At 69.9% G+C, this 25,441-nt stretch carries 17 protein-coding genes; 12 read left to right on the top strand and 5 right to left on the bottom strand.

Going from position 1 to position 25,441, the window contains the following annotated elements:
* Positions 1-2 precede the first annotated feature (2 nt).
* Positions 3-986, bottom strand: coding sequence for an AraC-like ligand-binding domain-containing protein (locus CRV15_RS28920; protein WP_003955452.1), 984 nt, complete (start codon positions 984-986; stop codon positions 3-5).
* Between the two features lie 368 nt (positions 987-1,354).
* Between CRV15_RS28920 and CRV15_RS28910 the strand changes: the two genes are divergently transcribed.
* Complete coding sequence (locus CRV15_RS28910; protein ID WP_003962955.1) at positions 1,355-1,627, top strand: IS3 family transposase; 273 nt, start codon at positions 1,355-1,357, stop codon at positions 1,625-1,627.
* Here CRV15_RS28910 and CRV15_RS37965 read toward each other — a convergent pair whose 3' ends face one another.
* The gene (locus CRV15_RS37965; protein ID WP_222644917.1) at positions 1,628-1,927 is read right to left on the bottom strand and encodes a DUF6192 family protein; all 300 of its coding nucleotides are present in this window, start codon (positions 1,925-1,927) and stop codon (positions 1,628-1,630) included. It abuts the gene before it with no gap.
* A 374-nt stretch (positions 1,928-2,301) separates the two neighbouring features.
* Here CRV15_RS37965 and CRV15_RS28905 point away from each other — a divergent pair, with 374 nt between their 5' ends.
* Positions 2,302-3,045: an AfsR/SARP family transcriptional regulator gene (locus CRV15_RS28905; protein ID WP_230864375.1), complete on the top strand. Its 744-nt coding sequence runs from the start codon at positions 2,302-2,304 to the stop codon at positions 3,043-3,045.
* 76 nt (positions 3,046-3,121) lie between these two features.
* Here the strand turns inward: CRV15_RS28905 and CRV15_RS28900 are convergent, their stop codons facing one another.
* Complete coding sequence (locus CRV15_RS28900) at positions 3,122-3,475, bottom strand: hypothetical protein (RefSeq protein ID WP_003955447.1); 354 nt, start codon at positions 3,473-3,475, stop codon at positions 3,122-3,124.
* 295 nt (positions 3,476-3,770) lie between these two features.
* On the opposite strand from CRV15_RS28900, the gene CRV15_RS28895 reads away from it, so the two are divergent.
* The 3 genes from CRV15_RS28895 to CRV15_RS36090 all read left to right on the top strand — a co-directional run bounded on the left by CRV15_RS28895 (position 3,771) and on the right by CRV15_RS36090 (position 7,555).
* Positions 3,771-4,013: a hypothetical protein gene (locus CRV15_RS28895; protein ID WP_230864345.1), complete on the top strand. Its 243-nt coding sequence runs from the start codon at positions 3,771-3,773 to the stop codon at positions 4,011-4,013.
* 91 nt (positions 4,014-4,104) lie between these two features.
* Positions 4,105-4,560 (top strand): transposase, encoded by a 456-nt coding sequence (locus CRV15_RS37960; protein ID WP_003955445.1) that lies wholly within the window; start codon positions 4,105-4,107, stop codon positions 4,558-4,560.
* Between the two features lie 1,492 nt (positions 4,561-6,052).
* Complete coding sequence (locus CRV15_RS36090) at positions 6,053-7,555, top strand: hypothetical protein (protein ID WP_157849243.1); 1,503 nt, start codon at positions 6,053-6,055, stop codon at positions 7,553-7,555.
* Between the two features lie 223 nt (positions 7,556-7,778).
* Here CRV15_RS36090 and CRV15_RS28880 read toward each other — a convergent pair whose 3' ends face one another.
* Positions 7,779-8,654, bottom strand: a complete 876-nt coding sequence (locus CRV15_RS28880; protein WP_003955443.1) for a hypothetical protein — start codon at positions 8,652-8,654, stop codon at positions 7,779-7,781.
* A gap of 782 nt (positions 8,655-9,436) precedes the next feature.
* Complete coding sequence (locus tag CRV15_RS28870) at positions 9,437-10,240, bottom strand: class I SAM-dependent methyltransferase (RefSeq protein ID WP_003962953.1); 804 nt, start codon at positions 10,238-10,240, stop codon at positions 9,437-9,439.
* 277 nt (positions 10,241-10,517) lie between these two features.
* On the opposite strand from CRV15_RS28870, the gene CRV15_RS37955 reads away from it, so the two are divergent.
* From CRV15_RS37955 to CRV15_RS28830, 7 genes are all read left to right on the top strand, one after another.
* A complete protein-coding gene (locus CRV15_RS37955) occupies positions 10,518-10,844 on the top strand; it encodes a helix-turn-helix domain-containing protein (RefSeq protein WP_003955440.1) in 327 nt (108 codons plus the stop codon).
* Positions 10,826-11,593 (top strand): IS630 family transposase, encoded by a 768-nt coding sequence (locus CRV15_RS28855; protein WP_003955439.1) that lies wholly within the window; start codon positions 10,826-10,828, stop codon positions 11,591-11,593. Before CRV15_RS37955 ends, CRV15_RS28855 begins: the two co-directional genes overlap by 19 nt.
* A 1,158-nt stretch (positions 11,594-12,751) precedes the next feature.
* Positions 12,752-13,933, top strand: coding sequence for a ComEC/Rec2 family competence protein (locus CRV15_RS28850; RefSeq protein WP_009998938.1), 1,182 nt, complete (start codon positions 12,752-12,754; stop codon positions 13,931-13,933).
* Positions 13,934-13,961: 28 nt separating this feature from the next.
* The gene (locus CRV15_RS28845) at positions 13,962-18,203 is read left to right on the top strand and encodes a DUF6603 domain-containing protein (RefSeq protein ID WP_003955436.1); all 4,242 of its coding nucleotides are present in this window, start codon (positions 13,962-13,964) and stop codon (positions 18,201-18,203) included.
* Between the two features lie 67 nt (positions 18,204-18,270).
* Complete coding sequence (locus CRV15_RS28840) at positions 18,271-20,544, top strand: hypothetical protein (protein ID WP_003962952.1); 2,274 nt, start codon at positions 18,271-18,273, stop codon at positions 20,542-20,544.
* 8 nt (positions 20,545-20,552) lie between these two features.
* Positions 20,553-24,140 (top strand): hypothetical protein, encoded by a 3,588-nt coding sequence (locus tag CRV15_RS37510; protein WP_003962951.1) that lies wholly within the window; start codon positions 20,553-20,555, stop codon positions 24,138-24,140.
* A gap of 169 nt (positions 24,141-24,309) precedes the next feature.
* Positions 24,310-25,353 (top strand): hypothetical protein, encoded by a 1,044-nt coding sequence (locus tag CRV15_RS28830; protein ID WP_003962950.1) that lies wholly within the window; start codon positions 24,310-24,312, stop codon positions 25,351-25,353.
* The last annotated feature ends 88 nt before the right edge of the window (positions 25,354-25,441 follow it).

The raw sequence follows: 25,441 nt of genomic DNA, 5'->3' as shown, positions 1-25,441 counted from the left end.
ACTCAGAGTCTTCCCCCGCCCGCCGTCGAACGGAACTCACCGGGGGTGATCCCGTACTCCGTCCTGAAGATGCGGCTGAAGGCCGCCGCGTTGGTGAACCCCCACCGTGCCGCGATGGTATGGATCGGCTGCGCCGCGTAGCGAGCGGCTGTGAGCTCGGCGCAGCATCGGCGTAGGCGGCGGCGCCGGATGGTGGCCGAGACGGTCTGCTCCCGGTCACGGAACAGCCAATGCAGGGTGCGTACCGAGAGATGGTGGTACGCGGCAATCCCCGCCGGAGTGAGGTGCGGGTCGGAGAGGTTGGCGTCGATGAAGGCGTCGATGCGAGCGAGCCGCATCCGGTCGCGGGACTCGGGCGGCACCCGGTCACGGGCGTCGGCCCAGTGCCCGAGGAACGCGGTCGCGAGTTCCCAGGTCGCGATGCCCACCTGGGCAGCAGCGGGTCCCTCCAGGTGAGATGCCTCCTCAGCAACGCCGAGGAGGTGGCGGGCGAGGATTCCCGCTATGCCGGTACGGCCGGGTACGGCATTCGCCAGCAGGTGGTCCACCTTGGCTGTGGGAAGAGGCAGACCGGTGCGCGGCAGGTGCAGGATGATGGCTTTGGAGATGCCGTTGTGCGAACCGGCGAGACCCCTTCCGTCGAACGGCAATGAGGTGCTCCACAGCACCAGGTCGCCAGCCGCCATCCTGGCCTCGTTACGGGCCTGGGAGATCCACATCTCCGTGCCCAGGATCAGCGTGAGCTGGTAGTCCTCGGGGTCGGAGTACCGGATGAGCGCGGGGGTGCGCTCCGATCTGATAGCGGGAAACGACATGGTGGTGAGCTGTACAGCCCCAAGTTGCGCCATACCTGCGGTGGCCGGGAAGTCCTTGGCGTGGTCAGTGGTGATCCGAGTGGGCGCGACATCCTGGCTGATCAGGTCGCGCCACCATTCGAATCGGTGCTCTGGCTCTACGACAGCACTGTGCAGCACGGTGAAACTCACGGCCTCGACCCCCGTTGAATGCTGGGCACGACGTGTCTCCTGCCAGCCTCACCATCACAGGCCATGCCGACAAGCGACCGCCCGGCCGATCAGAAGGCGTCTATCCCAAGGACAGACATCTCGGCACGGCTCACAGAACCCCACGAAACTCGAAACACAGCAGTAAGCGGATATGGCCGTGCACCTGGCTGCCGCCCTCGTGCAGCGGTTCGCCGCCGGTTTCCTTCGCAAGAAGTTGCAGGAAGCGCAGTGCAGACCCAGGGAGCCCTCTCGGGCTGGACCCGCGCCAGCAGCCGCTCGGCCCGCGCCGGCGAATGACGTACGGCAGTGGGTGAGAGCTGGCGGCCGGGGCCGGGGTCCAGGCGTCCATGGGCTCGGTCGGCGACTCGTTCGACAACGCCCTCGCGGAGAACCTGTGGACGTTCATCAAGACCGAGTGCGTCCGCGGCAGCGTCTTCGCCACACGTGCCGAGACGAACCTCGCGCTCTTCCAGTATCTCGACGGTTTCTGCAATCCCCGCCGCGTCCAGGAACAGCTCGGCTACCTCAGCCCGATCGAGTACGAGAAGAAGCCCTACGCCAACCAGATAGCCACCGAACAAGTGAACCTGAAACCATGTCAACACGCCCTGGCCGGCTAGTCAACTACTCCCGCGCAGCGGGGGGCAAGGGCGGCCAGAGCCTGGACCCGGCGGTGCTCGGAATGGCGTTCCAGGAGCCGGGCCGGGCGGTCGTGGTAAAGGCCGACGTTGTCGATGATGCGGATCAGGGTCCGGCTCACCGCGGGGGAGACGACGGCCAGCTGATCCAGGCAGCCGAGCTGGGCGCAGGCCCCGCTCGACGGAGTCGCCTTCGGCGCCGTCGTACTGCTCGCCCTTCAGCCCGGGGACGATCCGCCCGACGGTGGCGACGAACTGTGCACAGGCCGCGACCAGGTCCATGAACTGGGCACTGTGTTGCATGCACTCAAGGACCGGGGCCCGGTCGGGGTGAACTGGACCTGCTGGCGGAACCGGCCGAGCTGCGCTTCGTCCCGCTGCACTGAGCGTCAACAATCACTGCGCTCCTGAACAATGGCAGATGAGACAGGTGTGCGCCAGAGTCGTTTCCGGGTTTCGGACAGGGTGCGTCCGGTCATCGGCGGGGGTCCTCGAGTGTCCGGTCCGGCATACAGCAGGCCGCAACGCCCGGAGTGAACCCGGTTCGTCGCGACCGGTCGCCTGTCCGGAGAGGCAGGAGTCGAGGGTTGTAGCGCGAGCCGCTCCGGGTGACAGGTGATGACACGAGGGTCGGGGGAGTGGGACTGGTGCCTGACATGTTGGACTTACGGATTCTCGGCAGGCTCGAAGGAGCAGTGACCGGGCGGCAGGTTCATCTAGGGCCGCCCAAGCAGCGGTTGGTTCTCATGGTTCTCGTCCGGCACGCCGGGCGGGCCGTCAGCACCGACCGGCTGGTGGACGCGCTGTGGGGAGACTTCCCACCGGCCTCCGCGACCGCGAACGTCCATCTTCATATCCACCGGATCCGGAGGGCGCTGGGACCCGGCCGGCCGGTGAACTCGGGCCGGTGCGGATATGTGCTGGAGATCGCGCCCGGCGAACTCGACGCAGGGCGCTTCGTCACCTCCTTGCCCGAGATCAGGCACGCCGTGGAGTGGGGCGATCTGACGCGCGCCTCACGGCTGAGCCGTGAGGCGCTGGCCGAATGGCACGGCCCGGCGTACGCCGATTTCGCCGATCATCCGATGCTCCGCGACGCGGCCGAGTACCTCGCCGAACTCAGGCTGGAGACCATCGAGCAGCAGATCGACATCGACCTGGCGCTGCACGATCACGTCCACCTCGTCGGCAGGCTGAGGCTGTTGCTCGCCGAACACCCCTACCGGGAACGCTTCCACGAGCAGTTGACCCTGGCGCTGTACCGCACGGGACGCTCGGCGGAGGCCCTGGAGCAGTGCCGTTCGACCGAGAGGATGTTCGCCGAGGATCTTGGTCTGGACCTCGGGGCCCGGCTCAGGGAGCTGCGGAAACGGATTCTCGACGGGGACACGGCGCTGTAGGCCACCGAGCGGCCGAGGCCGGGCCGACCCGCAGCCCGGCCCCGACCCGCCGGGCCCCCGCCCTCCGCACCGAGCCTCAGGGGTGGGACCGTACCCAGTTCTCGTCGGACTGGGTCTTGTGCCAGGCTTCGGCTATCCCATTGGTTCCGGTACTGATGCTGACCCTGCCCGCCGCGTGGATCGGGTCGGACCAGACTCCATTGGAGTACCTGACCTGCAGCCAGGCGTGACCGGCACAGCCGCCGGAGTCCTTCACGGTCCAGGCGTAGTTGTGGATGGCCGAGAGCCCGCCCGTGTACACACACCCGTTGCGGCTCTTGTAGAAATAGCCGCTGTGCGCAGCGGCGGGTTGTACGGCCAGGGAGACGGCTGCGCCAGCGAAGGCGAAGACAGCGGTGATGTTCCGGAGCGTACGAGCCACTGTTCTCATTGACGACACCTTCCGATTTTCCCGGGATCGGCCCCCGGCGACAGTCCGGCGGGCTTGGAGGTCCCAGCCTTCCCGACGCGCCTACACCTCACCTACATGAGGGCATGTAGGTGGCGCGGTCAGGGGGAAACAGCCGTGACCTGCCGATCCGTACGCTCGGCCGGGGCTCTGCGGCGAAGCCGTTCTCCCGGTGCCGGACGGGAGGTGGGCGCGGGGTGTTGTCGGTCTGCCGGATCAGGGGCTCGTGGGCCTCGTCCGCAACCGGTGCTCCGGACTCACCGGACACACCGATTCCGTGCAGTTCTGGTGGCGGCTCGCCGCCGGTGTTTTCGGCGGGGTGAACGGGTTCAGGCACGGATTCCGTGAAGTGGATCGTGCTGCCGTGCGCCGGTTACGCTCCGTCATTCTGGGCATCATTTTTCGGTCGTGTGAGAACTTGCTGGAGTTGGTGTTCCCGCACCTGGTGACGGTGCTGGTGGAACGTGTGGTGGCGGAGAGCGGCGTGCTGCGGATCGCGGCGACACGAGGGACGGGGTAGCGGTCGCCTGTCCTGGTTGCGGCGCATCGTCGATGCGGGTGCACAGCCGCTACGGACGACGCTGCCGGAGCCGGCCTGGGCGGTGCCGTGAGTGCTGGGAGTGGATGAGTTCGCAACCAGGAAGGGCCGCCGCCACGGCACCATCCTGATCGACTGCGAGACCCACCAGCCCCTGGACCTGCTACCCGACCGCGAGGCCGAGACGCTGGCCGCATGGCTACGCGAGCACCCTGGCGTCGAGATCGTCTGCCGCGACCGCGCGGCGTTCTTCGCCGAAGGCGCCCGCGCTGGCGCCCCGCAGGCCCAGCACTGCGCAGACAAATGGTATGTATGGCACAACCTCTGCGAAGCCGTCGAACGCATGGTCTCTCACCAACGCTCCCTTCTCCGCGACCTCGTCGAGCCGGAGCCTTCGCCCGACCCGAGGCGGGGCCTGTGCCGGCCTCCGCCGACCAGGAGCCATCCGAGCCCTATCCTGCTGGGAAGTTCCTCGACCGGCTCCGCGACACCCACGCCGCGGTCCGGGCCCAGGTCGAGCAGGGTATGAGCCTGCGCGAAGTCGCCCGCCGGCTCGGGCTGGGCCGGAATACGGTGCGGAAGTACGCTCGCGCCCCAGCCCGGAGGCGATGCTGCACGGCCAGTGGCAAGACCGGATCAGCAAACTCGACCGCTACCGGCCCTACCTGGAACAACGGATTGCCGAGGGCTGCACGAATCTGTCGATCCTCCACCGTGAGCTGCAAGAACGTGGTGCCCGCTGCGCCTACAGCACCCTGCGCGACTTCGCCCCCTCCGACCGCGCACCACATTCCCTCCGGGTCAACGAGAAAGGCCATCGCGACGTACCGCCGTGTACCGGTCAGTTGCGGGGCGCCGGCGCGGACGCGGGCGGATCGGATGCCGTCGGCAGTGTCCAGGAACTGGGTCCAGTCGGTGAGGGCGGCGCCGTCGAAGTCGTCCTGGCGGGGCGGGTGACCGGCCGGCACGAGGACACTGCCGTGGCGTGCGTGGCGGCCACTCGCGGCGGCGGGCCCCGGCCGTGCTGCGGGACGTCTACGACGGGCCTTGCCGCCATGCCCGGCCCGATCACCGCCGGCGGGGCCGTCCTTGTCACGCTCCCGGCCGGTCCGCGCGGAGGTGGGCAGGGCGAACACGCGGGGCACCACCCACACGGTGGGCCGCGACCCGCCGGGCCGGGGCATCGCACGTCCGGTCAACGGAATCACCTGGACGGGCGGCGGTGTGCCAGTACGCCCCGCCGGGGTCCGTCACGAGCCCCCGGCTCCGGGACGGCGCGCAACGGGCGCGTTCGTGGTGTGTCGGGCAATTACGGCAGGTCAGGAACGGTCCGAAGGTTCACATCCACTGCTCTCGCAGGTCACCCGGGCATCGGTGTGGCTGCAGGTCGAGAAGCGCCGACCTTCCTCACTCCTGTGAGGGATTGTCGCGCGCGGCCGGGGACACCTAGCGTGAAGCACGCCGCGTTGCCTGACGTGCCGGGATGGGCGAGCTCCCGTCTATCCGTCGGCCCGGCACCCGGTTGGTCCGGCAGTCCCTCGTCGACGCCACGTGATCGGATGGCGCCGGCCACCACTGGTGCCGGCGCTGGGAGGCTTCGTGTCAGCACACCCCACCCCGATGCCCTTTACCCACCGCACCGGACCGGGCGTATGGCGGGCGGGCTGCCCCAGGGCCCGGGCCTCCGGTCGGCCGGTGCGACAGCCCCGGAGTCCGGGCGTGACGGCCTCGATCCGCTGGAGCAGCGCGTCCACGCGTCCGATGACCGGCGAGCGGACCGCACGGCAGACCGCCGCAGCTTCGGCCCCACGGGCCTGGGCACTTCCGCCGCGCGGCTGTTCGCACCGCCATGTTCCCCGCCCGATACGCCCGCCCGTCTGGATGTGCTGTGGGTCCGCAGGCGCGCGGCCGGTTCGGCCCTGGCGGCCCACGTCGCGGAGGTACGCGGGCGGTTGGCCCTCGGCCCGGTGTCTCCCGGTCCCGGCGGCTGGGTCTACGACCCGGAGAAAACCCTGGCCACGATGAGACGCGATCCGGCCGCCTGGGGGGAGCGGTACGCGCCGTGGATGAGGGAATGCGCGGAGATGGTCGAGCAGGGCCGGTTGCTGCTCGGCGAGATCCGCGGTGTGCGCGGCGCCGACGTCGGCGTGAGCGCCTCGGGCCGGGTCGGCCTGGTCCCGCTCAGGATCGGCGCGGACCGTGTGGGGGCGCTGGTCGGCCGGGCCCTGCTGGGTGAGAACGGGGGACGCTCCACCAAGTCGAACCTCGCCCCCTGCGGCGACCCGAGGTGGACCGCCGTCAGGCAGAAGTTCGGACTCCAGGGGGTCGGGGAGTACCCGAACTTCGCGGCCGGCTGCTGGGGAGGCGGCCTGATGCCGGACACCTACGACGACTGGCGCCAGGACTACGTCGCCATGCTCATCTACGGCTTCTACCTGGAGTACAACATCGACACCGCCTACGGAGGGGCGGAAAACCGGCTGAAGAACGAGATCCTGGCCCTGTGGGACATGCCCGGCCTCCCTCCGGACCTGCGGGCACGGCGCGCACAGGTCGCGGCCGACCTCGCCTTCTTCGACAGGAAACGACGCGACGAGGCCGACGTCCACGACCGGTCCACCAGCGGCCTGGCCGCCTGGGTCTACCGCGACCGTGACCTGTGGCGGGACTTCAAAGCCTGCGACAGCGGCTACTTCACCTACTACCTCTCCTTCCTGCCCGGTACCCGCGGCCGTGACGACATGATGCTCACCGGCCTGGTCGCCGACTGGTCCGACATCGGACCGGACCTGCGCTTCCAGGAAAGCGGCCAGTCGGTTCTCGCGCTGACCCGCGGCTCGGTGACCATGCCGGACCTGCTGGCCTGCTACGAGCGCACCGTCTGGATGTTCAACACCCACTGGACCGAGGAAGGCGGCATCCGCGCCGAGCGCCACGCCGCGTGCATGGCCGTCCTGGCCGTCGGGCCCTGGCTGCTGGGCAACCACCGCCACGACGTATGGCGGTACTACTCCCTCGCCGCCGACCTGTGCGCCGCGGCGCGGCAGCGGGACCTGTACGCCTCCGGCCAGCTCGCCGACTGCTACACCGAAGATCTGACCCCGACCCTGCCGCCCGGCAGGCCCCGCGTCCACGTCCCCCGCCGTGACCTGCCGTTCAGCGTCGAGATCGACGGCACCCGCCACACCGGCTCCGTCGGACTGCACACCGCGATCTGCGACGCCGTAGCCGACGACGTCCTGCCGATGGACATCGTCACTTACGAGTTCGTCGTCCCCTGGCTGCTGAGCGAGGGCAGAATCTCCCCCGCGAGCTTCCTCGGATACATGGACAGCACCTACTGCCACCACTTCGCCCAGCTCATGCGCACCGGTCACGCAAGTGACTTCGAACGCTCCTTCACCGAGCCGGTCGTGGCACTGATCATGGAGCAGTGGTGGCACGGCATGTACTTCGCGATCGCCGCGGGCAGCCTGGTCGAGGCCCAACCAGGCCGGGTCGCCGACGACCGCGCGCACGCCTGACGGCCGCCACGGGACCGGGGCCCGCCGGTAGAGAGCTCCGAAGAACCCCACCGAATACACATCCCGGGTCCTGTGCGCTGGTGTGGGCCCGTCGGCGACCCCGGCCCACGGATGGTCTTCGCTCCGAGCGTGGCAGGCAGGAACGAGGATGCCGATGCTGATCTCACGCCCCGGCCGTGGTCGTTCCGGTCACCGGCCCCGCGATCGGTGCGGCTTGCGGCGGTCACTTTGTGATGGCTGTGGCGTGGCGGGCTCCGGCGGTTCTGGCCGGGCCGGTGTCCCGGGCCTGGCCGATGAAGTCCAGGAAGCTCTCCAGGTCCGCCGGGTCGGGGTGTTCCGCCACCACAGGCTCGCCGAAGTCCTCGAAGGAGGCCCGGACCCGCGGACCTTCGTCCAGGGCCACCAGGTAGGGCTTGCGCCCGGTCGACACCGAGAGCACAGCCGGGCCCTGGGGGGCGGTCACCCTGATGACGGGCTCGCCCCGCAGATCGGCGGGCTCCCGCCGCAGCTCACGGAAGCCCGGCCGCCCCTCTTCGAGGCCGCGTGCCATCTCCTCCAGCCGGCCGCTGAAATGGGTGGGGTCGCAGGCACGGGCGAGCCCCTGGAAGGGGCCCGCCTGGGGGTTCATCTCCATCCAGCGGCCGGCGAACCTGCCGACCTTCTCCTCGGCGACAGCGGGGGACCAGTCGGCGCGGCCGTTCCTGCGGATCTCCGCGGCGTTCAGCCGGATGTAGAAGGCCCCGCGCAACCGCAGGACGTCGACCCGGCCTTCCTCCTTGTGGTGAATGCCCGAGCATCGGCCCTCGCGGTCCAGACGGACCACGCTCGTCCGCCCCGCCCCGTCGTCGCCACGAGCTGTCAGGGACGACACCCGTGCGGTGTTGCGGACCGCGGCTGCCGCAAGCCTCCCGAGCCGACGGTCGTCCTCAGCCTCCCCGGACGGGATCGCCGCCGCCGACGCCGGTGCTTCCGGGGAACCGCCCCGTTCTGCCGACGGCAGGGCACAGCCCGCCGCGGACGCCAGCACGACGGCCGCGCTCAGCACGGCGGCCGGCCACCGGTGCCGGAAGGGGCGGAACGGCTTCGGAACACAGGTCATCGATGATTCCGCTTTCGGGAGGGTGAAGGGCAGGCGCCCGAAAACGATAGCCCCCGTACCCCATCAGCCCGACTGCGGTATACCGATGCGGGCTGGCCGTTCGCGAGCCGAAGCACGGTCGCAGGCCATGTCAGACTCATCGTCCGGTCGTCGGCGGTGAACGGGCCGCCCCCGCGTACGGCCGGGACGCCGGTGTGATCAGACCGCGCCCGGTTCCGCTTCACGAGACACGGGCAGGACCGCGCGGGCTTCATACGCGGTGATCGCGCGGCCCGGAGTCCCGGCAGTGAAACCCATGACCACCGCACCACCGGAGGGGTTCGGGACCCTTCCGTGGTGAGGCCGGCCGACGCCGGCTTCCCGCAGCAGCCCGACCAGCTCCTGACCCATCAACGAGGCATTCGTGTGAATCTGCTTGCCCTGGTTCAGATGTGCACTGAGAACCCGGGAGGAGATAGTCCCTCCGGCCCTGACCGATACCGCGTAGGCACGTGTGAGCAGCTCCGGTACCGGATCAGAGGGCCAGGGCTCCGCGACCGGCAAGAAAGCCGCGGGTGTGGACGATCGCGAAATTCCCCAGGCGGAAGTTCACGTAATTTCCCAGCTACTGAAGTGAGCTGACGGTGAGGGAGATCGTGAGCTGTTTCCAGCCTCAGCTTGACCAGGTCAGATGCAGGGTGAGGACCGCGCCCGCAGCAACAGCTTCAAGCTCTCAACACTTCGCGAAGCGCTGCAGGCGGTCGCGAGCTGGCAGGTCGGCAACGACAACGACGCCAGGCGGATCAGCGCGTCGGCTCAGACGTGCCTTGCGCCTGGTCGCGGCTGGCGACCACCAGGTATCCATCGCTCTCGGGGTCGTAGGTGGTGGACTGCACCGTGAGCCCGACGCACCGCAACTGCGCCACGAGGTCCTCGTACCGGTAGGGCCAGATGGACAACCGCTCCGAGCAGGCTCGCACTGCCCCATCCGGCTCGATCTGGGCGACCACGATCTCGAGAAAGTGTTCCTGCTCCCAGCGCTGCTCGATCTGCCAGTAGTAGCTGACGACCGCATCGCGGTCGTTGCGGCGGATGAGTCGATCACGGACGTCTACCCGTGAGCTGGCGGAGCGCACGAGCTCCCAGTTGCGCGAGTGGAGCACAAGGCGTCCGCCCGGATTCAGCAGCCGCGACATCGCTTCCAGTGCGGTCAGACGCCCGGCTGCGCCCTTGGCGTGCCCGAGCGAGTTGCCGACGCAGAACACCAGATCGAACGTGGACTCCTCCAGGTGGTCGGGCAACTCGTCCCAGCTCGCGCGGAGGGCTCGAAGCGAGACACCCTGCTCGTCGGCGGCCTTCTCGGCCCGGCGAACCATCCCACTGCTGGCGTCTGCGGCGACCACGTCAAGGCCAAGACTCGCGAGACCAACGGCGAGCTGACCGGTTCCACACGCACAGTCGAGGACGCGCGCGTTGGGCGGCAGAGAGCCCACGACATCGCTGTAGTAAACCGCGGCTGCCTTGGCGGGGGTCAACCTGTCGTCCCCGATCAGCCACTCGTATACGTCAGAAAGCGCCCCATAACCAGCCACCGCGATAACCTCCATCACTCGACGACACTCGGGCTAGACCGCGCCTGCGATACTGACCTTGCGCCTCGCACTGTGCCGGGCCGTATCAGCGAAGCATTGAGCAGGACCCAACCACTTCCGGCCGCTGAGGCTCCACCGGATTTCGTGGGAAACCGCGGCACGCCGCACGGATGCAGGTCCCCACTCCACCGGCGCCCCATCGGCCACGATGGGGACCGCGGCCAGCAAGCGCGCGTTCACTGCGGAGCGTTATTGATCCGAAATGCTTTGAGTTCAGGCTCGTTGATGGGGTGTGAGTGATCTGGTGGGGGACGCGCGGGCCTGGTCGCCGGATGCGCAGGAGGCTGTGCGGTTGCTGGCGGTGTCGGCGCTGGTGGAGGGGCGGGACCGGATGGAGGTTGCCGCCCTGTTCAAGGTGTCGGTCAGGGCTGTGGACAACTGGTGGGGCAAGTGGCAGACAGGCGGACGGGACGCATTGCTGTCGCGCCCGCGAGGCCGCCGTGCGGGTGGGCATCAGGTCCTGTCGGAGGCCGAACAGGCCGCGGTCCGGCAGGCCGTCCTCGATCACATCCCCTCCGGGCTGGGACTTTCCGGTCAGTTGTGGACACGGGGCAGATAGGCGAGCTGGTCTTCAAGCTGTACCGGATCCGCTTCACCGAGCCCGGGGTGGGCAAGTACCTCAAGCGTTGGGGGCCGACCTTCCAGCGTCCGGACAAACGGGCGGTCGAGCAGGACGTGGAAGCGGTCCGTGTCTGGCACGAGGAGACCTGGCCGGCGATTCGGGCCGAGGCGAAGGCGGAGAACGCCGAGGTTCTCTTCGGCGACCGGGTCGGGGTCCGATCGGACCAGGTCACCGGCCGCACCTGGGGCGCCAAAGGCGCGACTCCCGTCGTCCTCCGCACCGGGAACCGCTTCTCCGTGAACGCGATGTCCGCGATCAGCACTCGTGGCCGGATGCACTTCATGGTCTTCACCGAGACGTTCGACGCGAAGGTCATGTGCCGCTTCCTTGCCCGGATCGTCGGGCACTTCGACCGGAAGGTCCACCTGCGGAAGGTCCACCTGGTCGTCGACCGGCACCCGGCCCACCGCTCGAAGACCGTCCGGGCCTGGCTCGACGGCCACAAGAACGAGATCGAGCTGCACTTCCTGCCCTCGTACTCACCCGAACTGAACCCGGACGAGCTGGTCAACGCCGACCTCAAACGCAGCCTGCCCCACACCCACAGGGCCAGGAACCAGACCGAACTCGCCGCCGAAACCCGCAGATTCTTCCACAGGCGCCAGCGTCAGCCCCACATCGTCCGTGGCTACTTCGCCGGTCCCCACGTCCGCTACGCCTTGGGCGAGAACCCCTTGGGTTTCTGATCAATACCTGGTCCGGATGAGCCGGTGGCCGAAGTCCCCGTCACCCGATTTCAGATCTGGGTTTCCACCTCGGAGGTGAGCGGGGCCGTGCTCATGTCCCGGGCCACCGGGTTTTGTTCTCTCGGCCCGGGCAGGCGGTGCCTTCTGGGCGCCGTCGCCTCAGGTCCGCAGCGCGCTGCTGGTGCAGTTGAGGAAGACGCGTTGTGGACGAGGGGTGCGCTGTGGTCCTCGGTGACCAGACGCAGCGCCCCGTCGAGGAGGAGATACGCGCGGGCGTCCCCGGGTCGGCCGACAGCAGCCCGCCGGGATATGGACGGCGACGACCGGCAAGGTGTCTGTGCCGTGCTCGGGATGGCGGGCGGGTTCACGCGTGTACTGGTGGTGTTCGGCGCGCAGGCCCGTCCCCGCGTCCCCGTGTTCGGCGGCGGTCCGGGCCAGCCGCTCGGTGGCGGCGCGGCCCCAGGCCCGGACGGCGGGGGTGTCGCACTGGACGGTCCTGACCGCCCCGGAGCCGGGCGGCCGTGTAGGGGGTCACGGTGATCCTTCCTCCTCTCACGGGTGGGTGGCCCGGGCCGGGGTGTACCTCCTCCTGGGAACAGGCAGACGGGCCCACTGCAGCGGCTCGGTCGGACGCCCCGGGGGCTCAGGACCTGGCCCCGGCACACTCGCGTCCGGGCGGGAACGCATACCGACGGGCCGGGTCTGTCCGCCTCTTCGGCCACCTCAAGAGTGGCCGGGTGCACCATGCGTTCCCGACCCCGGGGACGGGGCTGGACTGGTCCCATTGACAGCCCTGCCCATCGCCGGTTTGATACCTTCGCACAGGCATCCGTCATATACAGCGCGCGTACTGAGTCCCACATCCTGACAGGGCTGGGCCTCGCAGCCTTGTCAAGTGCAGTCAGAGGCCTCGTCCCGAGCGGAATTCCTCGGGCGGGACCTTCGAGGTCCTGGCTTCCCATTTTTCCCGCGCGCGGGATTGTTCAGAGCGTCAGCGGTATTTCATCGTGGCATCCGCCCGGGTGTACTCGTGTCCGGGCGGGGCGTGCGCGCCGGACAGGGGAATGCCGACGTGCCAGGTGCTCGCGAGAACACTGGGGGACAGCCGGGCCCGGCAGACCCTGCGCTGCGGCCATCTTTCGTGGAGGGGTGGGGAGTGTGCTCGTCGATGTTGTCTTCATGAATGTCGGCCAGGGTGACGGAATCCTGGTCTACCTCGACGATCAGGCGAGCCCGGCCACCAGAAAACTGATCCTCATCGACTACGGATCGACAAAAGGCTCGGCGGAAACATATCCGGAGGTCCTGAAGGTCTTTCAGGAGTATCTCGACAAGGCGAGCGGTGGTACCGGCGGCCCCTATGTGCTGGACCATCTCTTTCTCACCCATGGGCATGTCGATCACTACAACCAGCTGTACAAGCTGCTCGCCCTCAGGCCTCCCACCGAGGTCCTGGAGGAGGAAGCCTTCGTCGATTCCCCGCCGATCGTCCCCACCATCCAGATCAACCAGGTCTGGTACGGCGGCGAGAGCTTCGAATACGGCCCAAACACCGGAGCCTTCCTCGACCAGCGGGTACGGGCCGGGACCGGCGCCACGTTCCTGCCGGGTACGACACGGCAGAACACCATCACGGTGGGCACGGCCACCGTCTCCCTGCTCGGTGTCAACGAGCGTGGCAACCCCGTGCAGTCCTCGAACAAGCGGAAGGCCAATGGCACGTTGAAGGGCCCGACCGCGCTCGACAGGAACGGCCGCAGTCTTGTCCTGCTGCTCCAGACCGACCCGGCGAACCCCTCACTGAACCACTGCGTCTATCTGACCGGTGACGCGACCACGGAGACGGAACGGGAGATCCTGGCGCGAGCGCAGGGCAACACCTGGATGTTCCCCACCGCCGCCGCCGGGAAATGGCTCAAGGTCGGCCATCACGGCAGTCCCACTTCCTCCGGCTCGGACTGGATCAAGACCATCGGTCCCACCGGGCTCATCGTCAGCGCGACGAACTCCTCGCACGGCCTTCCCGACAAAACGACGCTGGACTCCATTCTGAGCACGGCGTCGGTCACTTTGGGTCAGGCGCCGGCCCATGACTACATGCAGTACGACCGTCCGAAGAAGTCAGGCCCCGCGGGCAGCTCCGAGGCACCTCTCGCCGCCGACTACAACCTGTACGAGATCGTCCCCGGTTACTCGGGCGACCTCTATACGACGGCGTTCAGGGACCCGGGTTCGGCCCCGGTGCCCAAGAAGACACCGCCCGCCTGGCCGGGAAGCCATGTGGTGCTCAGCTTCGACGGCACGGGGAAATACACCCTGACCCAGACCGGCAACCCCTGATCCACCCGGACGCGAGGAGTGTACGGCTGTGGCACTGACGGTTGACGCCCTGCGCGAGAAGTTCCCGCCGCCGGGCGGGGAATTCACCCTCTCCGCTTCGGAACTGGACCTTCCGCCCGCTGTCGATCTGTTCACCGCATATCTGGGCAGCGGCACACTGACAGTCACCGACGTCCAGGACATCGACACGACGGCGCTCTCCTTCTCCGGCTCGATCGTCTTCGCGGACGCGTCCCGCACCGGGACGGTGGAGTTCTTCGCCGACCCCTCCGGCGTCGATGTCACCGGCTTCCGCGCCGACGCCGGGCTGACGGGCTGGGTGCTCCCGGCGGCCTGGGACGGAGCGGATCTGACATTCCTGCACGACTGGCAGCCGGACATCACCGGCCTGGCCCTCGCCCTGTCGATCGAACCCATCTGGGGCGGCATCGAGGGCACGGGCAACGCGGGCATCGGCGCCTGGCTCGCGGTGAGTTGGGACCCCTCCCACCTGCTGTATCTGCGCGGGTTCCCGGTGCCGGGCAGCGCGGGCGTGTCGGCGGGGGTGCAGCTGATCGCCGACGGGGCACCCGGGATCACCCTGCCAAACACCAGCGACCTGCCGGAGATCACTCCCAGACCGCCCGAATCCGCCTTCGGGACCCCCGGGATCACCCCCGTCCTCCCACTGGCGCTGACGGACCTCGCCTACACCCTGGCCCCCGCCGCCCCGGGCAGCATCACGGTGTCCTGGTCCGAGGTCCGCATTGCGGACTCCCTCACCCTGATCCCGGGGCTGTTCGAGCTGAACGACATCCGCGCCCGCTACTCCGTACGCGGAACGGATGTGGACACCGCGCTGGTGACGGGCATGACCCTGGGCGGCGCCCGGTGGAACGCCGGTCTGCAGCTCGCCCGGAACGGCACGGTGGCCTCCGTGCAGTCCATGGACATCCGGCTGGCCGACACCATCAGGCTGTCGGCGATCTGGGAGGCCCTGGGCCTGGCCGGTGCCGGACTGCCCGACCTGGAGATCAAGGAGCTGGCGTGCTGGCTCGATGTGCCCACACGCGGCTACGGCATGCAGATCGACCTGACCGGCGCCTGGCAGATCATCCCGTCGTTCTCCCTGAACGCGGTCCAGATCGAGGCCGCGGGCACCGACGCACCCCCCGACCAGGTCGACGTCCTCACCCTGTGGATGATCGGAAAGGCCGCCGTCCGCCTCTCCGCGCTCTACACGGCCGGGCAGAGCTGGCAGTTCAGCGGGGAACTGATCCCCGGATACACGCTCTCGATCAGCGACTTCGACACCGTCCTGGCCGATGTCTTCAGCGCTCAGGTACCCGCCCCGGTGGCGAGCCTGACGCTGCGGGGGCTCGCCCTGGCCTTCGACTCGGAGGGGGAGCACTTCGAGTTCGCCGTCTCCGGAGCCTTCCCGCTGGCCGGAGTGACAGCCGGGCTCACCGTGACCGCCGCACTGGACCACAACGAAGCCGACGGCTACGACCCCTCGTTCACCGGCGTGCTCACCCTGCCGTACACGTCATCGGTGACAGGGCAGGAGAGCGTGCTGAACTTCACGGTCGCCTTCGCCCAGGATGCCACCTCGACGGTTTTCACCGCGTCCGCCGAGGCCGACCCCGGGGTGTCCTTCGCCGACCTGGCGAAGGTGTTCGGCCTGGACCTGTCCGGGATACCGGAGGCGTTCGTCCCGGTCCTCACCCAGATCGGCTGCGCCTATGACAGCGCGCGGGGTCTGCTGGTGGTGACAGGGGCGACCCAGAGCGTGCAGGCCGTGTTCACCGCCGCCCGGGGCACGGACGGCTCGTTCGCGTACGCGGGGCTGATAAACGCGACCGTCTCCGTACGGCTGTCGGATCTGCCGCTGCTGGCGGGGCTGATCCCCGACTCGGCCGATCTGGGCCTCACCGGAGTGCAGACGGTCGCCGCCGCACAGGATCTGACCGCCGATCAGATCAGCGGCTTCAACTCGATGATCAGTGCGTTCGGCTCACAGTGGCCGCTGTTCCCCGCTCAGGAACTGCCCGCCGGGCTGGTGGTGTCCGTGTTCTACACCGTGGCGGGCACCCCGCAGCCCGCGATGGTGGCCGCGTTCACCACCGGTGACACCGAGCCCCCCGCCGACCCGGTCCCGGGCGCGGTGGCAGGGACAGCGGTCCCGCTGGTGCTGTGGGTGCCCATCCAGCGGAGTTTCGGACCGATCTCGGTGCAGCGGCTGGGGCTGGGATACGCCGATCCGGACGTGTGGGTGCTGATCGACGGCGTCCTGCGGGTCGACGGGCTGGCCGTGGCGGTGCAGGGGCTCGGCATCGGCTTCCCGCTGACCAGCGACACGGTGGTGCCCTCGTTCCGGCTGGACGGCCTGGGTGTCGACTTCCGCCGCCCGCCGGTCGAGATCGGCGGCGCACTGGTGACCATGACCCCGGACGACGGATACGACCTGTCGGTCGGCGGCGCGCTGGCCCTGTCCACCCGCCGCTTCTCGGCCCGCGCGGTGGGCATGTACGAGCACCCCGTGGCGGGCTCGCCCCTGCTGTTCGTCTTCGCCCGGGCCTCGGTGGCGGCGGTCGGGCCGGCACCGTTCGTCCTGACCGGGTTCGCCGCCGGATTCGGGATGAACGGAGCCGTACGGGTCCCGGACCGGACCGAGGTCGCGGACTTCCCCCTGCTCAACCCCGAGGTGTGGAGCACGTCCGGCGGAACCCCCCTGTCCGTCCTCACCTCCCTCATCCAGGGCAGCGACCCCTGGATCACGCCCCGGCCCGGTGAGATCTGGCTGGCGGCGGGCGCCGACTTCACCTCGTTCCAGTGGATCCGCTCCCGGGCACTGGTCCTGCTGGAGTTCGGGGACGAGTTCACCCTGGCGCTGCTGGGCCTCGGAGAGGCCACGTTCCCGCAGAACGCGGCCGTCGACCAGGCGTACGCGAAGGTCGGTCTGCAACTGGAGGCCGTGTACCGCCAGTCCCAGGCACGGCTGGCGATCAGCGCCGATCTGACCCCCGACTCCTTCCTGATCGACCGGGCCTGTGTGCTCAGCGGCGGATTCGCCTTCTTCCTGTGGTTCGACGGCAGCGGACACGCGGGAGACTTCGTGATGACCGCCGGTGGCTACCATCCGGCGTTCCGGGTGCCCGCCTGGTATCCGGTGCTGCCCCGGGTCGGGTTCTCCTGGACCGTCGACTCGACGGTGACGGTGTCGGGAAAGGCGTACGCGGCCCTCACCCCCGGCGCGGTCATGGCGGGCGGGGCACTCGATGTGGTGTTCCACACCGGCGGGCTGCGCGCCTGGTTCACGGCCCACGCTGACCTGCTGCTCCAGTGGGCCCCGTTCGCCTTCGATGTCGCGGTCGGCGTCACCGTCGGGGTGTCGTACCGGATCGACTGGTGGTTCATCCACACCACCCTGAAGGTCGAGCTGGGGGCGGAGGTGCACCTGTTCGGCCCGCCGACCGGCGGAACAGTGACGGTGCATCTGTGGTTCCTGTCGTTCACCGTGTCCTTCGGCGCGGCGAAGGCCGCTCCGCCGCCCCCTGTCGACTGGGCCGCGTTCCTCGCCCTGCTGCCGCCGTCGCCGGTGGCACTCACGCCGGTGGCGGGGCTGCTGCCCGCCGACGCGGACACCGTGAGCGCCTGGCGGGTGAGCCCGGCGGGCTTCACCTTCACCACTCAGTCGGCGGCCCCGGTGACGACGGCGGTGTTCTGCGGGGCCACCGCGGCCACGGGGGAACCGGTCGATGTGCGTCCCATGGGCCTCAGTGCCATCGCCTCCACCCAGACCGTCACCGTCACGACCGGGGGACAGACCCCGGACGTGTCCTCCTGGCAGGTGTCGGCCGTCTCCGGGAGCGTGCCGGCCGCTCTGTGGGGCCCGCCCGGCCCGCCGCAGGTCCCCGATCCGGGCCAGCAACTGCTGGCCCGGACGACCGGACTGGAAATCACGGTTCCGCCGCCGGTACCGGGCTTCTCTCCCGGCCCGGTGGCCGAGAGCCTGCTCGCCGCCACCGATCTCGAACCGGAAGCCGCCTGCCCGCTGACCCCCGGCGCGCCCGCACCCGAGCCCTCACCGGTGGACACCCCGGGCACCGCCGCACTCATCGGCACCGAGATCGCGGCCGGCACCGCCGTCACCGCCCGCACCAGCCTCTACGACGCGCTCGGCGCACTGGGCCGGAGCCCCGGCCCGGGTGCCGACGGCACCCTGGACACCTATGCGGCCGAGACCGGGGCCGTCCTCCTGGACGACCCCCTGCTCCTGCCGGCCCCCTGACCCTGCCGCTCGCGACCAGCCCCTGGGGGCCCGGGAAGGCAACCCGACCGACGCGGAGGACACCCGCATGCCCGATCCGACCGGTGACACCGCAGACAGCCTGACCATCGCCTTCCACGACAACCAGGTGCCGGACCTGGCCCCGGGCACCTACAGCATCGGCGTCAGCCAGGTCCTGTCCGGCGTCAACGACAGCGACGCGCTCACCGCCGCCCAGGACATCGAGGTACGGGCCCCGCAGTTCGCCCTCGACCCCGCCGATGTCCGCGCCGTGTTCCCCGCGGACGGCAGCACCGGCGACTACACCTCCGTACTGCCCCACATCACCCTCACCGTCCCATTCCTGCCCTGGGCGCGGCCCAGCGGATCAGGGGCGGCGGGAATGCCGTGGCTGGCCGTCGCCGTCTTCGCCGAGCACGAACTCCCCAACGACCCGCTGGCCCGCGGCGCGGTCGACACCATGACGGTCCAGTACCTGCTGGCCGGAGCCGAAGGCGATGTCCAGGTCCCCGCCATCGACACCGCCACCGTCCCTGCGGACATCCTCCAGAGCTCCTGCGCCACGATCCGCATCCCGGCGCAGACCTTCACCCGCGTCCTGCCCCGCGCCGACGAACTCCCCGCCCTCGCCCACGCCCGCGAGATCGCCCCCGCTCCCGCGGCCCCCCGGGGCGAGGAGACGGCGGCGGGCTCCTACGCGGTGGTGGTCGGCAACCGCCTCCCCCCGTCCGGGACGGGACGCTGCACCGTCCACCTGATCTCCGTGGAGGGGCTCACCGCCGCTCTCCCCGGCGGCACCCCGCCCGGACGCGATGTCCGCGCGGTATCCCTGTGGACCTGGTCCTTCACCTCACAGACCGGCCCCGGGGAGAGCTTCGCCGACCTCATGGCCGCACTCGTCGCCCCCGGCCTCGACGACCCGGACGCCCTGCTGCTGAGGCTGACCCCCACCACGGCACCACCCGCCCCCGACGACGCGACCAGCGCCGCGACCGACCGCCTCAACGCCGGCCATGTCCCCCTGCCTTACACCACGGGCACCGGGGAGACCACCTTCGCCTGGTACCGCGGCCCGCTGACCCCCGTCCCGCCCGCGCCCTGGCCCGCTGACCTGACCGGCACACCCCTGCCGTCCGCCGACCGAGCCCTCGTCTACGACGAACAGTGGGGCGTCTACGACACCGGCGTCGCCGCCGCCTTCACCCTCGGCCGCCTCACCGCACTCGCCGACACCGAATTCCGCACCGCCCTGACCCGGCTGCGCCGCACCGCCCGCACCTGGCTCACCACCCTGGCCCAGCGCATGGCCGCGACCGGCCTGACCGCCGACCGGCTCACCCCGGCCTGCCTCACCACCCTGCTCCAGTCCCAGCCCGCCCGGCACGCCTTCGACACCCTCGCCGCCTCCGGCGGAGGAGAAGCCTGGCTCCGCTCCCTCGTCCGCCCGCCCGCCCCGGACACGCCCGCCCCGGACACGCCGCCCCCGCTGACGAGCCCACCGGGAAGCGCTCCGGGGCACCCGGCCGGCGCGGCACTCGCCGCCACGCTCCACGCCCTCACCGGCGTCCCGGCGGTCCGCGAAGCGCTCGCCGCCGAACTCGCCGCCGCCGAACCCGGCGTACCCGACTGGCTCACCCGCCTCCACACCCTGGCCACCGTCCCCTTCACCTCCCTGATCGGCCACCCCGACCTCCTCCCGCCCGAAACCCTCCGCTTCTGCTATGTCGACCCCACCTGGATCATCGGCCTGAGCGACGGAGCCCTCAGCATCGCCACCGCCCACAGCCTCGACCAGGAACTCTCCGCCGTCATCGCCACCACCGTCCCCGTCCCCCCGCTCCGCGGCGGCCTGCTGATCCGCTCAGCCCTGATCTCCGGCTGGCCCGACCTCGACGTCCGGGCCACCGCCGCGGGCAGCCCCCTGCCCCTGCTGCGGCGCGCGCTGCTGGACCCCCAGATCCTGTTCTGCGTCTTCGACGGCGTCCCCGACACCGTCACCCTCGCCGAGCCCTACCACGGCCTCGCCTTCGGCATCGAGGAAGGTACCGACGGGGACGGCCTCATCGAACTGCGGGCCCTGACCGGCGACATCGGCCAGGCACTCGGCACCGGCCTGTCCGGCGGACCCGGCTTCACCGCCTATCTGCGGCCCGCGCCCGAGGGGAACACCGCCCGCGTCCTGAACCTGACCGACACCACCTGCGGCACCCCGCTGCTTCCCGCCCTGACCCAGGGACTGGACGGTCATCTGCCCGCCGAGGGCCTCACCCCGGCGGGCTTCGCCATCGAAATGGTCCAAACCCCCCTGCGGCAGTCCTTCCGGCCGCCCGCCTCCGCGTAAGGAAGCCCATGGCCGCCAGCAGCCCCGCCGCCGACTCCGACCCCGCCCTCGTCGTCCCCGTCGAGGTGGACGCCCTCGTCATCAACGACGCCGTACGCACCGCACCGCACGAGTTCGCGCGCTGGAAGCTGAACTTCTACGCCCTCGGCCTCAATGTGTCCCCCGAACCGCGCCCGTTCTCCGGCACCGATCCCGACTTCGCCACCACCACCGGCAACAACGGCGCCTACCTCCAGTGGCGCATGCCGCAGGCCCTGCGGCACGGCACCTACGACACCCTCACCGGAACCACCGCCCTGCCCCTCGTCCCCAACCGCTGGCTCGTCGTCCGCTACAGCGGCCCCGCCACCGGCCGCAGCGCCGACGCCTGGGTCGTCGACAGCGACTACCTCGACCGTCAGAACGGCACCAGCCCCTTTCTGCAACCCCCCGCCGAACCCGGCGCGGCCATGACCGTCACCCGCGCCGGACGCAAGGTGAACCTCGCCGACGGCTCCTGGAGCGAACCCACCGGACGCGGCCCCCTGTATCTGACCGTCCTCGGTCCCGGCATTGACACCTTCTCCGTCTACCAGCCCTACAACGAGAACGTCTTCTCCCTCCACGACCCCCTCGACGGCCTCCAGGAACAGGAAACCCTCAGCTATCTCGTCACCGGCTGGTACTCAGACCCCGCCCAGGACATCCTCGCCGTCACCCCCGGCACCTCCTTCGCCGAAATCCTCGCCTCACTCGGCTGGAGCACCACCACCACCGGCACCACCACCGGCACCACCACCCGCTCCCTCTACCAGGGCATGGTCCTCGACCTGGCCTGGAACAGCACCGGACCCGCCCCCGCCTCACCCAGACCCGCCCCGGACGCGGTCGACATCGCCATCGGCACCAGCAGCGACGACGCCCTCGCCGCCCTCGCCCCGCCCCCCGCCGACCCCCTCGCCGTACGGGCCCTGCTGCGCGGCCTCCTGCCGGCCCTCGACACCCCCGGCGGCCACGGCGAGGTCACCGACACCCTCCACGAAGCCGCGTTCAGCCAGTCCTGGTCCGGCAATCTGTGGACCGTCAACCACGATCCGGCCACCACCCCACCACCACCCGTGGCCCCCGACCCGGCCGTCATCACCGAGGCCCTGAGCGAACTCAACACCGCCCAGGCCCAGTACGACCTCGCCGTCACCACCCTGTCAGCCCTCCAGTGGCGGCTGTACTGCACCTGGTGGATGAGCACCCTGCCGCTGCTCCCGCCGCAGTACCGGCGCGAACAGTTCCGCTACCAGCTCGACCCCACCGCCGACGGCTCCCTCGCCCAGCAGGTCTCCGCCCAGACCGACACGGCCAGCACCCTCAAGGCGAGCATCCCCACCGGTGACACCCCCGAAGAACTCGCCGCCGCCATCACCACCGCCAACCGGCACTACGGCCTCGACCAGATGCAGCTCACCCTCTCCCGCGCCGGGCGCACGGCCTCCTACCAGAGCGGCGACCCCGTCATCCTCACCCGCGGCGCCCAGGGCACCCAGCCCCCGGCACCCCTGACCGGCACCACCACCCTGCCCTGCCGCTTCCCCGACCAGCTGATCACCGGCATCACCTTCCGGGAACAGTCCATCACCGCCGCCGATGTCGCCGCGGTGATCCCCGCCATCCCCAACAGCTCCAGCGGCCTTCCCCCCGAACTCCCCTCCCTTGTCGACGAGTTCTTCTTCCTCGACGGCTTCAACGCCACCTCGATCGCCGCCACCCAGGGCTGGACCGACTCCGCCACCATCGACGACCTCGCCACCGCCATGGCGGACCCCGCCGACAACGCCCTCTACGACTCCGCCGACGGCGCCCCGCCCCCGTACGGCACCACTGTCTGGTCCCAGCCCTGGACACCCCTGTATCTGATGTGGAAGGCCGACTACTACGCCATCCCCTTCACCACCGGCACCACCCCCGACTGGACCTTCAACGGGACCGACTACCAGTGGAACGGCACCGGCGCCGCCACTGCCCCCCGCACCTACCTCGGCCGCAGCATCCTCACCCCCCAGCTCACCTCCACCCTCGCCCACCAGCTCACCGCCTACGCCGACCGCACCACCGACCCCGACACCGCAACCGCCCTCACCCGGCTCGCGGCCCAGGCAACCGAGGGCGACCTCCTCTCCCAGACCATGGACGGCCTCACCGAACAGTTCGCCCTCCGCGTCCCCCAGCCCGGCACCAACCCGCCGCCCGCCCTCGCCCCCCTCATCGGCCAGGGCTACCACTACGGCCTCAACCCCGGCCCGCTCCCCGAACCCTTCACCGGCTGGTCGCCCTCAGGGTTCCAGCAGCTCCGCTCCGGCCAGTTCACCCTCACCGGCCTCCAGATCATCGACCGCTTCGGCCGCGTCCTCGACCTCACCCCCGCCACCAGCGGCGCCACCTTCACCACCGCCCCGGACCTCACCGCCACCGCCTCAGCCGTCGACGGGGTCCCGCCCGCCCTGATGGTCCAGCTCTCGCCCCGGCTCCTCCAGCCCGCCCGCCTCACCGCCGACACCGGCACCGGCACCGCCCACACCGCCCGTGCCACGGCCGCCGAACCCACCGGCGACGACACCCTCCTCATCGGCTGGGTGATCTCCAACTACGCCGACCGCGCCCTCATGATCTACAGCCCCGCCGGCGACGCACTCGGCGAACTCCTCACCACCTCCGCCGGAGTCACCTGGACCCCCCTGCCCTACACCCCCTACCCCACCCTCGACAGCCTCGCCACCGACCACCCCCACCTCCACAACGTGCTCGCCCCGCTCACCGGCCCCGACCCCGCCGCCTTCACCGACCTGCGCACAGTGATCGACACCGCGCTCGCCGTCATCAATCCCACCGGCGGCACCGACGACCAACGGCTGGCCACACTCATCGGACGCCCCCTCGCCCTGCTGCGCTCCCGTCTCACCATAGAACTCGACGGCCCACCGGTCACCGACCCCGGCTGGCAGTACGCCTTCACCCCCGCCACCCCCGAATTCACCACCTACCCGTGGAACATCCGTCTCGGCCGCGACGACCGGCCAACCGACGGACTCGTCGGCTACTACCGCGACGACACCTACACCACCCTGTTCACCGACTACCTCACCGCCCCCACCGGCTATCTCACCCCCATCACCGGCAACTGGCCCACCCTCACGGCCGACCCCACCACCACCGGCCTCAACCTCACCCTCCTCACAGACCCCCGCAACCCCGTCCACGTCACCACCGGCATCCTCCCCACCACCGCCTTCCAGATCCCCGCCGACCTCATCCAGGCCGCCCTCCAGCGCATGAACATCCCCTTCCGCGCCGACCCGCTGCTCGCCCCGGAACAGCCGCCCAGCGACGCCGGCCCGCAGACCGGCGCAGTCGTCCTGCCCCGGCCCATCGACAAGACCCAGAACTGGAGCTGGGCCCAGCCCACCACCGCCCCGGCCCAGAACCCCCCGCTCACCTGGACCACCTACCCCACCGCACCGGCCGACACCACGGCCCACCTCCCCGGGACCCCGCCCGTCCTGCGTGCCGGAATGCTCCAACTGGACCAACCCCTCACCCCGCCACCCGACCAGGCCCCCCGCTGACATCCACCGCAGCCCCCTGCAGCAGTCCCCACCGGGGCGCACAGCGGCCGACCCCCCCGGCATCCGGCCCCCGCGCCCGCCGGGCGGACCTCCCGGCGGCCGGCACCCGCCCCGGGCGGACCCCGGGCACCACATCCACGGGGAAACCCATCCGCAGGAGTCAAATCTCATGACCTCACCCGTACCCGACCTGCCGCTGCTGGACTACGCGGTGGTCACCACGCCGCAGCCCCTGACAGTCAGCACCAGTGGCGACGCGCCGAATACGGCCGATATCGACATCATCGTCTCCAACGGCCGCGAAGAGACCGTGTACTGCAAACAGTTCGTCTTCACCATCAAGGTCGGCACCCTCGCCCAGGACATCACCGAGGACCCCGACGCGATCGCGATCACCGTCAGCCCCGCCGACCAGTGGGCCTTCGTCCAGGTCCAGGACGAAGTGCTCTACGCCGTCCCCACCGACGACTACGCCGCCTTCACTGCCTCCGGCCCGGCCACGGCCGACTACCGGGCCACACCGGTCTCGGACACCGGCTACACCAGCCTGGTCGCCGACAGCGTCACCTTCCATCTGACCGGCATCCCCGTCAACACCCAGGTGGGCACCACCCGGATCTCCATCCAGGAGACAGCCACCACCGACGACCCCGACACCTCGGCGAGCTGGCCCACGACACCACGGACCATGAACCACCCGCTCACCAAAGCACCCGCGGTGACGGCGAAGAGCCTGGTGGTGGACTCGCTGACGGTACAGGGCGACGCGAACTTCCAGAGTGACTTGATCCTGGCGGACCAGAAACAGATCCGGGCAGTGGAATCCGGCACCTTCTCAGTGCAGTCAGCCGTACTGGAATCCCCCCAGATCTCCGGACCCCTGGCCGGCGCCGGCCAAGAATCTATCACCGTCGCCAGCAACCTGCAGTTCAACGACCAATGCGTGATCGGGCCGGTCGGCGATGGAGTCCTCTGGATCAAACAACCTCACATCCAGGGCACACTTCTGGGAGAGGACAGCACGCTGGACATCGGCGACGCCATCACGGCGGACAAAGGCATCACAGCCACAGGAGTGTCCAGCTTCGAAAAGCTGCAAGTGACCTCCGAGCTCTACGGCGTCAACGGAATCCTGAACGTCACCGCGACAACCCTCGACGCCTACAACGTAACAGTGGACGAGACGCTCACGGTCAACGGAGAACTCAGATGAGCCGTCCGCGAACAGGTTGAACCGCGCTCCCCCTCTTCCCGTTCTCCAAAGATCCGGGCCTTCGCGCAGGATTTTCCGACCACCGGAG

Source organism: Streptomyces clavuligerus, from assembly GCF_005519465.1.
Classification (GTDB): Bacteria; Actinomycetota; Actinomycetes; order Streptomycetales; family Streptomycetaceae; genus Streptomyces; species Streptomyces clavuligerus.
This window is presented reverse-complemented; position numbering and strand designations above follow the sequence as displayed.

Coding starts and splice junctions, on each gene's coding strand:
- CRV15_RS28905 (WP_230864375.1), top strand. CDS start 2,302: ATGTTGGACTTACGGATTCTCGGCAGGCTCGAAGGAGCAGTGACCGGG.
- CRV15_RS37510 (WP_003962951.1), top strand. CDS start 20,553: ATGGCCGCCAGCAGCCCCGCCGCCGACTCCGACCCCGCCCTCGTCGTC.
- CRV15_RS28830 (WP_003962950.1), top strand. CDS start 24,310: ATGACCTCACCCGTACCCGACCTGCCGCTGCTGGACTACGCGGTGGTC.
- CRV15_RS28900 (WP_003955447.1), bottom strand. CDS start 3,475: ATGAGAACAGTGGCTCGTACGCTCCGGAACATCACCGCTGTCTTCGCC.
- CRV15_RS37965 (WP_222644917.1), bottom strand. CDS start 1,927: ATGGACCTGGTCGCGGCCTGTGCACAGTTCGTCGCCACCGTCGGGCGG.
- CRV15_RS28910 (WP_003962955.1), top strand. CDS start 1,355: ATGGGCTCGGTCGGCGACTCGTTCGACAACGCCCTCGCGGAGAACCTG.
- CRV15_RS36090 (WP_157849243.1), top strand. CDS start 6,053: ATGAGACGCGATCCGGCCGCCTGGGGGGAGCGGTACGCGCCGTGGATG.
- CRV15_RS28840 (WP_003962952.1), top strand. CDS start 18,271: ATGCCCGATCCGACCGGTGACACCGCAGACAGCCTGACCATCGCCTTC.
- CRV15_RS28870 (WP_003962953.1), bottom strand. CDS start 10,240: ATGGAGGTTATCGCGGTGGCTGGTTATGGGGCGCTTTCTGACGTATAC.
- CRV15_RS28880 (WP_003955443.1), bottom strand. CDS start 8,654: ATGACCTGTGTTCCGAAGCCGTTCCGCCCCTTCCGGCACCGGTGGCCG.